This is a genomic window from Streptomyces sp. bgisy159 (assembly GCF_965341775.1).
Classification (GTDB): domain Bacteria; phylum Actinomycetota; class Actinomycetes; order Streptomycetales; family Streptomycetaceae; genus Streptomyces.
On sequence record NZ_CBDQZH010000062.1, the window covers coordinates 24,952 to 36,686 of the forward strand.

Sequence of the window (11,735 nt, forward strand, 5' to 3'; positions counted from 1 at the left end):
GAGGACAGGGCGATGACCGGTGCGCACGGGAGCAGTCCCCGGGAGCGGCTGCCCGGCGGACCGGACCCGGAGCTGGTGGAGCGCGAACGCGAACTCGCCGTCATCTCCCGGCTGGTCCGGAGCACTGCGGCGGGCGATCCCGCCCTGGTGGTGTTCGAAGGTCCTGTCGGCATCGGCAAGACGTCCCTGCTGAACGCCCTGCTGGACCAGGCCCATGACCTGCGCCTGCGCGTGGTCCACACACGGGCCGGGCAGATGGGACACCGCCTCCCGCTGAGCACCGCACACGCCCTGCTGGCCGGTCTGAGCGCGGACGGTTCGGCCGGGCTGCCGCTGAGTGTCTCCTTCGCCGTGCTGGTCGAACTGCACGAGGTCGTCCGCTCCGCCGCGATGGCCGGCCCGCTGGTGATCGCCGTCGACGACGTGGAGGAGGCCGACGCCGCGTCCCTGCGGTTCCTCGCCCACACCGCACGCCGGATGACGGGTCTGCCCGTGCTCCTCGCGCTCGCGCGGTGCAGCGGCGCCCATGTCGCGGCCCTGAACGAGGTGGCGGCCCTTCCCCAGTGCCAGGTACTGCGGCCCCGGCCGCTCACCGGATCCGGCATCGGCCTGCTGACCCGGCGGCTCGTCGGGACGGAGACGGACTCCGCCTTCCAGGAGTCCTGTCTGGCCGCCACCAACGGCAACCCGATGATGGTGACCCGGCTGCTCACGGGGCTGCGCGAGGAGGAACTCCCCCTCACCGCAGCCCACTTCGCGTCCCTGGACGAGGACGACGTGCCCGCTTTCCGTCCGCGTGCGCTGCGCCTGCTGCACCGGCAGCCGGAGGCCACCGTGCAGGCGGCCCGCTCGCTGGCCGTGCTCGGCGACGGCGCGGCACCGGAGACATGCGCGCGGCTGGCCCATCTGGACAGCACCGCCTTCGTCGGCTCGGTGCTGGTCCTGACCTCCCTCGGGTTCGTGACCTCGAACGACGACGGGACGTGGTCCTTCGTCCACGCTCTGCTGCGCAACGCCGTGCTCGGTGACATGTCCGAGGAGGAACTGACCTCCGCTCACGGCCGGGCGGCCCGGCTGCTGCACGACAGCGGGTCGAGCGCCGCGGACGTGGCGGAGCACCTGTGCCGCGCCGCCACCGTGCCGGAGCCCTGGGCACGGGCGGTGCTGCGGGAGGCGGCCCGCGAGGCGATGTTGCGTGCCGCGCCGGACCGGGCGGTGGAACTGCTGCGCCCGTGTGTGCCCGAGGGCAGCGAAGACGCGTGCGACCCGGCCCTTCTCGTCGAGCTGGGCGTGGCGGAGACGCGGGTCGACCCCAGGGCCAGCATCCGCCACCTGACGTCGGCGCTGGAGCGGGCCTCGCTGCCCGCACTTCGGTCGGCGGCGCTCGGTGCCCTCACCGAGGCGCTCACCCGTCAGGGGCAGGTGGCCCGCGCGATGGCGCTGCTGTCCCGGTACCGCTCGGACGCGACAGCGGCCGGCGTGGGGAGTGCGCAGCTGATGGAGGCGCAGATGCTGATCGCGGCCTCGGCGAACCGGGCCGCTTACGCCGAACTGCTCGAGACGGTGACGTTCGACCTCTCGCTGTCCGGCGAGAGCGTCGGGGAGCGCGCCCTGCTCGCGGCCCGCGCCGTGAGCTGCGTAACCCGCCTGGACCGTGTCGCCGAGGCCGTCGCCGCCGCCCGCACCGCCACCGCCCGCGGCTCGTCGACCACCGATGCCGTTCCCTTCCCGTGCGCCGCCGGACTGACGTTCCTGTACGCCGACCTGCCGCACGAAGCGGAACGCGTCTACCGGCAGTTACTGGAGGACTCCGACCCGCTGACCGACGAGAGCCGTCCGAGTCTGCTCGCGCTCAGCGCGGAGGCGCACCACAGACTCGGAGCCCTCGACGTGGCACTGCGGGCCACCGCCGCCGCTCTGCGGAACGTCGCCGTCTCACGGGCCGCCGCGCACCAGGCACAGCCGCTCGCGGTGCGGCTGCACACCCTGCTCGACCGGGGTGACCTGGCGGAAGCCTCACGTCTGGAGGCGGAGATACCCGACGCTCAGGACGACGCGTGGCAGTGGAACGAGGTGCTCTGCGCGCGTGGCCGACTGCACCTGGCGAAGAACGACCCCGAACGCGCCCTGGCCCACCTCGAGGAGTGCGGACGCAGGGAGGCGCAGTGGCGGCGCATCAGTCCGGCCGTCTCGCCGTGGTGGTACTGGGCCGGGCTCACCCGTCTCGCGCTCGGCGACCGACGTGCGGCCCTCGCGCTGGCGGAGGAGGCCGTCGGCCGCGCCCGTGCCGCACACCTGCCGTGCGCCCTGGGGACGGGTCTTGAGCTGTGGGCGGAGGCGGTCGGTGACGACGAGCGGCCGCCGCTGCTGGAGGAGGCCGAGCAGGTGCTGGCAGGCACAGAGGCGGCGCTGATACGGGCACGGGTGCGGGTCGCTCGGGGGAAGTTGCTGCACCGGCTCGGATACAACAAGGCGGCCCGTGAGGTTCTGCGTCAGGGCTGGGAGGAGGCGTACGCCGTCGGCTCCCGGTCGCTGCACAAGGCGGCCCACCGGGCCCTGCTCGCCACGGGCGCACGCCCGCGCCGTCCGGTCTCCCGCGGCTTGCCGGCCCTTACGCACAGCGAGACCCAGGTGGCCCGCCTGGCAGCGGACGGCAGGACCAACGCGTGGATCGCCGAGCGGCTCTTCGTCACTCAGCGGACGGTGGAGGTCCACCTGACCTCGGTGTACCGCAAGCTGGGGCTGTCGGGGCGGCGGGAGCTGCGGGACGCCCTGGCGGCGTCGGACACCGGCACGGCGGCACAGGGGACGTGACCGTCCGGGACGCCGTTCCCCGCGCATGCCGTTGTTGGGTGTCGGAGATCCGTCCATTCCCCGGCAATGACGACCGCCGGAAAACTGACCTCAAGTCAAAAAACGTCCGCGCCAATGAGGCGCGGAATGAAACCGTTCTCACAATTCAGTGAACAATGGAGGACCGGTCCCGGGCGGCTCACGACCCATTCCCGTGACAAGCCCTTCACAGGAATGAAGCACACTTCCTCCGGGACTCCGCCTCATCTGGCACGCCGTGCCACTGCACAGAGCCGTGCCACCGGAGCGGCGGCACACAACGAGCACTGTGGAACGTGGGGTTGCAGGCCATGGTTTGGTGTGCGTGAGACTCAGGAGGCTCGCGCTGGTCACGGGCGGATGACTTCGGTCACGGTCGTCGGCCGGCGGGCGGCTTCGCGGTTCGTCAGGACCAGCAGGGCTCTGACCAGCATGGTCACCCCTTTCGGGGCGGTGCGCACCTTGCTCAGGAGAGGCTGGTGAGCGTGCCGTGACCGGAGGCGGTGACCTCCGAGGTGCGTCCGGGACGTGTGGCGCAGACCCAGATCAGCCGTCCCTCGTCGTCGGCGAAGGAGACCAGGAGCAGGCGGTGGCACGTGCGGCTGCCGGAGGAGTTCTTCCGGTTCGCCGTGCCCCGTAGGCGCCGGGTGCGTATCTAGGGAGCCGTCCAGCAGGGCGGCGGTGGTGCGATGCGTCCCGTTGCCGCCTGCCGGGCCGCTGGTCACAGCGCAGTGCCATCGGCACGATACCGGCGATCTCGCAGGCGAGGCCGGGCCGAGAGCGCGGCGGAACCGGCATCCCTTGGGAACCCGACCCGCCCGATGATCTACACCGGGGCCACCGGCCGGTGTGAGTGACTGAGCCGTCACTCACACCAGACCCGTGACCCGCGAATTCCCGGTGCACACCCTCGATGTGGTTTCTCTGCCCGTTTTCCTCTTCCCTTGCTTTTCCGCCCTTGGCTGTGGCCTGCTGAGCACTCAGGCTTTCAAGGAACTTTGTTTGTGCCTACGGGAGTTCATCAGGCATGAGTGACTCCAGGGGGGAGAACCACCATCGTGTTATTGGAACGCGAGTCGGCACTGGCGCAGGCCGCCGCCGCGCTGCGCCGCGCCGAGGAAGGACAGGGTTCGTCGCTGGTCGTCCAGGGCCCGATGGGCGTGGGCCGCTCCGCTTTCCTCGGCTCCGTGTCCGACCTGACACGCGAGCGGGGACTGCTGCTGCTCAAGGCCCAGGCGTCGGCGGCCGAGGAGTGCTTCCGGCTGGGAGTCGTACGGCAGTTGGTTGACTCGCTGCGGGCGATCGCTCCGCGTGAGGACTTCGCGCGCTGGCTGCACAAGGCCACCGCACTGCTTCCCGACGGCACGTCGACCGCGCTCCCGCCGGACGACCCGGACGCCGGGCGCCCCCCGTGGTCCGCGCTCACCTGGGAGCAGGCGCCCCGCTGGCTGGCGGCGCTCCTCGGCTCCATCACCGAGGACCGGCCGGTGGTCCTCATGGTGGACGACCTCCAGTGGGCCGACACCGAGTCACTGCAGGCGCTCGCGCTGCCTCTCGCGCAGTGCGCACGGCGGCCGATCCTCTTCGTGTTCTCCGTGCTCCCCGGTGACGTGCACGGCAACCGGCAGCACGTACGGGATCTTCTCGCGCCGTCCACCTGCACGGCGGGACCGTTCACCGACCCGGGTCCGTGCGCGTGCGCCGATCACCCTCACCACCGGACGCTGGAGCTGTCCGCGCTGGGCATCGACAGCGTCCGCCTATTGGTGGAGCAGGCTTTACGGGAGCCGTCGGAGGCGGTGTTCGTGGAGACCGTGTCGGCGCGTTCCGGCGGCAATCCCCTGCTGCTGCGGACGGTGCTGGACGAGGCACACTACCTGCGGCTGCGCCCCACGGCGGCGCACGCGGCCGTCGCCGCGACGCTGCGGCCCGAGCGTGCGCGGCAGCGTCTCGACGCGTTCTTCCGGTCGCAGCCGGACCATGTGCGCCGCGCCGCCTACGCCCTGACCGTACTCGGCACGGCCGCGGAAGCCCCGTTCGTGGCGCACCTCGCCGAACTCGACGCCGTGGGGCTGACGGAGGCGATCGAGGTGCTGCGCCGTGCCGGTCTCGTCGGCCCGAGGGACTGCCGGCTCACGTCGGGGACGGTGCTGTGTGACCTGCTCGAAGAGCACATGCCCGCCGAGGAGCGTACCGCCATGCGCGGGGTCGCGGCCGAGCTGCTCCACCGTACCGGGCACCCGGCGGAACTCGCCGCGGAGCAGTTGATGGGCGCGATCAGTCTGCACGGACCGGAGGCGGTGGGCATCCTGCGGACCGCCGCGGACAGCGCCCTGCGCCGCGGTTCCCCCCGGGACGCGGCACGCTACCTGCGGCGGGCGCTGCTGGACTCCTCCCTGTCCGGACGCGACCGGGCCGTGCTGCTGATCGACCTCGCCACCGCCGAGCGCAGCTTCGCCACCGCCGCCTCACTGCGGCACGTCGTCGAAGCCGTTCCGCTCTTCGACTCCGTGCGGGAGCGGGCGGACGTGGTCGCGCGGCTGGGGCCTCTGCAGATGGACCCGCCCGCCTTCCGCATCGACACCATCCGGGCCGCCGTCGCCGAGGAGCTGGGCCGGTCGGGCAGCGGGGACTGGGTGGAACGGGAGCTGGCGCTGAGGCTGGAGGCCCGCGAGCACATCCTGTCGGCGCAGGACCCCGAGCACATCCGGCGTGCGCTGCGCCGCTTCCGCGATCTGGGACCCTCCCCCCGGCTGGCCACCACGGGAGAACGGGAACTGGTCACTTCCCTGATGCACATCGCCTTCGTCGCCAACGCCGTCCCGGCGGACCAGCTGACGGGGCTGTGCACCCGGCTCCTGGAGCAGGAGCCTCCCACTCCCGAACACGTCCACACCACTGTGCCACTGGCCGTGAACATCCTCTCCGGTGCCGGGCAGGTGGAGGGTGCGGCGAACTGGCTCCGCGAGGCCAACAGGCTCGCCCAGCGCCGGGGCGGTGACGTGGAGCAGGCCGTCATCCGCTGTGAGCAGGCCTTGGTGGCGCTCGCCGACGGGCACCGGGCCTACGCCCAGGCAAAGGTCATCCAGGCCGACGCCCTCGCGGGCCCGGAGACCAGCGGACTGCCGACCGTGTGTGCGGCCGTCCTCGCGATCGTCGCCATGAACACCGGCCGACCGGAGCTGGCGGAACAGATACTCGTCCAGCACCGGCTGCACGCCGAGAACCAGCACCTGGCGGCGCTGCTGCACGTCGCGCGCGGCTCGCTCGCGGCCCGGCGCGACGAGCCGCGGGCCGCCCTCGATCACTACCGGACGGCGGGCCGGCACACGGAGGGGATCGGCTGGCTCAACCCGGTCGTCCTGCCGTGGTCCTCGTGCGTAGCCCTGATGCACCACCGTCTCGGCGAACACCAGGAGGCCGTGGCCGCCGCGGAGCTGGAGGTCGGCAGGTACCGCGCCTGGGGCTCCGACACCAGACTGGGCCGCTCCCTGATCGTGTTGGGCAGGGTCACCCCCGGGCAGCGGGGTACCGAGGTGCTCGAGGAAGCTGTCACGCTGCTGGAGAAGGGCAGCAACAACTACGATCTGTGCCGAGCCCTGTACGCTCTGGCCGTGCGTCGGGAAGTCAGACCGGGCAGGAGAACCTCCGCCCTCGAACGGGCCCGGCAGCTGCTCGAGGAACACGACATGCCCGAGCTGGCCGAAAAGGTACGCGGGATATCAGGGAAAGAAACGGGGAAAACGGGAACGTCCGGCAAGCGGCTCACGCCGTCGGAGCGCAAAGTCGCCCGGCTCGCCGCGACCGGACTCAGCAACTCGGAAATATCCGGCCAACTGGGCACGTCCTCCCGCATGGTGGAGAAGCACCTCACCAACGCGTACCGGAAACTCGGCATTTCCGGACGCCCCGAACTGGGCACAGCGTTGAAGAGGCTCGACGGAGGACAGTTGGCCTGAACCGGGCGCCTGCCGGGCATCGAAAACCGATACCCGGCCGGAACCGGCTGCAGCCGGAGCGAGTGGGCTCTCTCGGACGGGACACCGACCGTCCGAGAGATCCCTCTCCGTTCTCCCCCGCCGAACCACCGAACCACCGAACCACAGTGTTTTGGAGCCACGCAAAAGTTTGCTTGACCCGTCTGCGGACGCATTCCTAGGCTCACCCGCAGGTACCCAAGGCGCTCATGAGGGGGCATCGACCACGACCCCGGACAGGCAGGCCCGACCAGCCGGCCAAGAGAACCGCCCACGGGTGGCAATCCCCCACAGTTGAATCCAGAAAGACGGTGCGTCGCAGTGACCACGCGAATAGCAGGCCCCTGGCACAACAGAGACAGGGGGGCGGCTCCGCACACTTCCTCGGCCCCTCAACGGACACAGCATGATGGCCGGCCACACATCGAGGCCAATCGCCGCCTGTACACGGCGCACATCGACACCGACATGCACATTGTCGCGGCGGAGCCCGATTTCTCCGTGCCGTTCGGCCGCACCTCCGCCGACGTCTGCGGACGGAATCTCTATGAGCTTCTCCACCCCAGCTCCCCCTCGGTACTCAAACGACACTTCAACCGGCTTTCGCAGGGGCGCTGCACTCGCTTCGCCTCACGCATGGTCGGCCTGGGGGACGAGGGCCGGGCCTTCTCGGGAGAGCTGACGGGCATCGCCGTCCAGAACACCACCGGGCTTGTGTCCGGCATCGTGGTGCAGGTGCGGCCGGACGACGCGGTGACCGGAGCGGACGCCGACGAGGGCGTCGTCAACCCCAAGGACCGGCTGCTGAGCAAGCTCGACGCGCAGGTCCTGGAAGGTGTAGCCAGCGGTGCCTCCACGGTGCAGCTCGCCAGTCGGCTCTACCTGAGCCGACAGGGCGTCGAGTACCACGTCGGTCTCATGCTGCGAAAGCTCAAGGCCCCGAACCGGGCGGCTCTTGTGGCGCGTGCCCACTCCATGGGCATGCTGTCGGTCGGCCAGTGGCCACCACGGGTGCTGCCGGATTTCATCAAGTAGCAGCGTCCCAACCCCGGCGGGCTACCCACCCGGACGGGGCAGCACGGCTCCTCGCGGCCGACGCCGCAACCGCCCCGCGAGGGCCCGGCGGCCGTACCGAACCTGTCGGTACGGCCGCCCGGCCATGTACGGGGCATCCGCCCCGGTACAAGACCGGTCTCCGCCGGCCGAGTGGCGGCCGCGCGCGGGCCGGTCGGCGCCGCTACTGCTCCAGTTCGCGGCTGATGAGGTCGAACAGCTCCTCGTCACTGGCCCCTTCCAGCCGGTCGCCGAGCGACGGGCCGCCGTCCGCCGCTCCAGTGCCGTCCTCGTCGCCGTCGCCGCCGTCCTCCTCGATCTCACCCAGGAGCGCCTTGAGCCTGGCGCCGAGCAGCGTGCGGACGTCCTGGTCGAGGCCGGCCCGCATGATGCGGACGACGCTGCTCTCCAGGTCGGCCAGCATGGTCGTCACGGTCCCGCCCCCGCCGGAGAGTTCGGCGTCCAGGTGCTGCGCCAGGGCAGCCGGACTGGGGTGGTCGAAGACCAGGGTCGTCGGCAGCGGCAGACCGGTGTCCTTGATCAGAGTGTTGCGCAGTTCCACTGCGGTGAGCGAGTCGAACCCCATGTCGCGGAAGGCCCGGTCGGCGCCTACGCCACCGATGTCGGCATGTCCGAGGGCCCTGGCGGCGGCCCTCCGGACATGGCCGAGAAGGGCTTCCGCACGCCCCTGCGGCGACAGCGTGGCCACCTGCTCGACCAGAGCGGGCCGCCCCGCCGCGGAACCGGGTTCCGCCCCCACGGTGTCGGTCCCGTCCGACACCCGCGCAGCCCCCGGAAGACCGGTCAGGAAGGGAGCGGGACGGCGACTGGTGAACGCCGGTACGAAGCGATCCCACTCCACATCGGCCATGACCACCGTGCCGTCGCTCCCGGCCAGCGCCGATTCCAGCCCCAGGAGGGCACGCCTGGGTTCCATTGTGCGCAGACCACGGCGCTCCAGTTCCTCCGCGCCCACGTCCGAGACCATCCCGCCGCCCGCCCAGGGCCCCCAGGCCACCGAAACGCCCACCGCCCCGCGAGCACGGCGCGCCTCCACGACCGCGTCGGCCACCGCGTTCGCGGCCGCGTACGCGGCTTGCCCGCCGCTCCCCCATACACCGGCGATCGACGAGAAAACGACGAAGACGCTGAGGTCCCGGTTCCGCGTCAGCTCCTCCAGGTGAAGGGTGCCTTGGGCCTTCGCGGCCATGGCCCACTCGACCTGAGCGGGCGTCGTCGTGTCGATCGGCTCGACGTCCAGCACACCCGCCACGTGGGCGATGCCGTCGACCTGGTGGGCGTCGAGCAATGCGGCGACCTGGGCGCGGTCGGCAACGTCGCACGAGACCACCTCGACGCGTTCCGCGCCCGCCGCCTCCACCCGGGCGACCGTGCCGGCCGCCCCATCGACGTCCGCACCGCCTCGGCTGGCGAGCACTACCTCCCTGGTCCCCCGCCCGGCGAACCATTCTGCGACCCGCACCCCGAGAGCACCGGTGCCACCGGTGACCAGGAGACGCCGAGGAACACTGCTGTCGTCGCCGCCCAGGGGCGGCGCCGTCGTCGATGCGGGCAGCGATGCGGGACGCAACCGACGGGCATGGACCGCAGCGCCGGCCACCGCCACCTGGTCCTCGTCACCGTGCGCCAACAACGCGACGACCGCGGCCAGTTCGTCGTGCCCCGGCTGGGGACTCAGGTCGACGAGACCGCCCCAGCGTTCCGGGTGCTCCAAGGCCGCCACTCGGCCGAATCCCCAGACGGCGGCCTGCGCCGGATCGCCGGGTACGCGGTCGGGTCCGAAACCGGCCTGGGTGAAGACCCACACCGGTGCCGACGCTCCGATGTCGCCGAGTGCCTGGACGAGTGTCATCGTGCCGATCACTCCGGAATGCGGCTCGGCCACGGACGCTGCCTCTCCCGTGTGGGACGCGGGCAGGTTCAGACAGGAGATCACACCGGCCGGCGCGCCCCCGTCGAAGGCCTGCTCCAGCGCGCGGGCGAGCGCCTCCCTGCCCAGAACATCGCAGGTGAGCCGCTCCAGCCCCGGGACGAACCGCTCGAGCCCCGGCACAGGGGCAGCGGCACCGGGCCCTTGAAGCAACAGCCAGCGGCCCGGGAGGGCACGTTGGAGCGGCAGCTCCAACGGCTCCCACTCGACACGGTAGCGCCAGCCGTTCACTGCGGCGCGGTCCACATGGTCGCGGCGCAGGTCCGACAGGGCGGGGAGAACCGAACCGAGCGCGTCCTCATCCACCCCGAGTGTCTCCGCCACCTCCTCCGCTCCCCGCCGCTCCAGCATCGACCAGAACGACGCGTCGCCCTCGGCGGCGGATCCTGCGGCCGGTGCCACCGTGCGCGCGGCGACCGTGGGCCAGAAGCGCGTGCGCTGGAAGGCGTAGGTGGGCAGGTCCACCGGCGGGGCGTCCGCAGCGGCGGGCGGCAGGGCGGTGGCCCAGTCGACCACTGCTCCGTTCACGTGGAGCAGGGCCATCGCACGGAGTACGGCCGGGTGTTCCGGGGAGTCCTTGCGGAGGGTGGGTGTGAGGAGGGCGGGGCTGTCGTCCGGGGTGCAGTTCCGGGTGAGGGCGGTGAGGGTGCCGTCGGGGCCGATCTCCAGGAAACGCGTCACGCCGTGGGCGTTCAGTGCGGTGATGCCGTCGGCGAAGCGGACGGTGTCACGGACGTGACGGACCCAGTAGCCGGACGACGCCAACTCCTCGCCGGTGGCGAGCTGTCCGCTCAGATTGGACACGACCGGAATGACCGGGGGCACGTAAGCAATACGCTCGGCCACCTCGCGGAAGGCGTCGAGCATCGGCTCCATCAACGGCGAGTGGAAAGCGTGCGAGACCCGCAGACGGGTGGTGCGGCGGCCCTGCTCCCTCAGCGTCGAAGCCACCTCCTCCACCGCCGCCTCGACACCGGCGATCACCACGGACCGCGGACCGTTGACCGCCGCGAGCGACACCTCACCGCCACGACCCTCCAGCAGCGGCACCACCTCCGCCTCCGCCGCCTCCACAGCCACCATCACCCCACCAGCGGGCAGCTGCTGCATCAGCCGGCCACGCGCCACCACCAGAGCACACGCGTCCTCAAGCGACATCACCCCCGCCACATGCGCAGCAGCGATCTCACCGATCGAATGCCCGATCAGGAAGTCCGGACGCACCCCGAACGACTCCACCAGACGGAACAGCGCGACTTCGAGCGCGAACAGCGCCGGCTGCGTCCACTCGGTGCGGTGCAGCCGCTCAGCGTCCGCGCCGAAGACGACCTCCCGCAACTCCTCCCCGACATGCCCGCACACCGCGTCGAACGCCTCCGCGAACACCGGGAAAGCCTCATACAACTCACGCCCCATCCCCGGCCGCTGCGCACCCTGACCCGAGAACAGAAACGCCGTGCGGCCACCGCCTCGTACCTCACCAACGACGGTGCGAAGCCCCGCCTCACCCAACTGGAGGTTCTGCAGTTCCCCGGCAAGCTCCTGGTGGGTGGAAGCGAGGACGACGGCACGCTGCTCGAAGGGACCCCGGGTTGTGGCCAGAGCGTGGGCCATCCGGACGGACGCACCGTCGCTTCGCTCCTTGAGGGCCGCAAGCAGTCGGCCGGCCTGCGCGCGGAGGGCCGCCTCGCTACGGCCGCTCAGGATCCAAGGCAGCAGTACCCCTTCTTCACCAGCGACGGGATCAAGATGCCTTGCGTCGTCCGGAACCTGTTCGAGGATGACGTGGGCGTTGGTCCCGCTCAGACCGAACGACGACACACCCGCCCTGCGCGGACGATCCGCGTCCGGCCACGCCCGTTGCTCGGTCAGCAACCGCACCGCTCCCGACGACCAGTCCACATGCGAGGACGGCTCGTCCG

5 protein-coding genes are annotated in these 11,735 nt (G+C 71.4%); 4 read left to right on the forward strand and 1 reads right to left on the reverse strand.

Annotated features, from left to right (window positions below; translation table 11 throughout):
- Nucleotides 1–12: 12 nt before the first annotated feature.
- From ACSLTV_RS33615 to ACSLTV_RS33630, 4 genes are all read left to right on the forward strand, one after another.
- On the forward strand, nucleotides 13–2,814 hold the full coding sequence (locus ACSLTV_RS33615; protein WP_435613509.1) for an ATP-binding protein: 2,802 nt from the start codon (nucleotides 13–15) through the stop codon (nucleotides 2,812–2,814).
- Nucleotides 2,815–3,362: 548 nt separating this feature from the next.
- On the forward strand, nucleotides 3,363–3,491 hold the full coding sequence (locus tag ACSLTV_RS33620) for a hypothetical protein (protein WP_432139704.1): 129 nt from the start codon (nucleotides 3,363–3,365) through the stop codon (nucleotides 3,489–3,491).
- A gap of 405 nt (nucleotides 3,492–3,896) precedes the next feature.
- Nucleotides 3,897–6,791: an AAA family ATPase gene (locus tag ACSLTV_RS33625; protein WP_435613510.1), complete on the forward strand. Its 2,895-nt coding sequence runs from the start codon at nucleotides 3,897–3,899 to the stop codon at nucleotides 6,789–6,791.
- Between the two features lie 486 nt (nucleotides 6,792–7,277).
- Nucleotides 7,278–7,844, forward strand: a complete 567-nt coding sequence (locus ACSLTV_RS33630; protein WP_432139706.1) for a LuxR C-terminal-related transcriptional regulator — start codon at nucleotides 7,278–7,280, stop codon at nucleotides 7,842–7,844.
- 202 nt (nucleotides 7,845–8,046) lie between these two features.
- Here the strand turns inward: ACSLTV_RS33630 and ACSLTV_RS33635 are convergent, their stop codons facing one another.
- Nucleotides 8,047–11,715 (reverse strand): SDR family NAD(P)-dependent oxidoreductase, encoded by a 3,669-nt coding sequence (locus ACSLTV_RS33635; protein ID WP_435613512.1) that lies wholly within the window; start codon nucleotides 11,713–11,715, stop codon nucleotides 8,047–8,049.
- Between the last annotated feature and the right edge of the window lie 20 nt (nucleotides 11,716–11,735).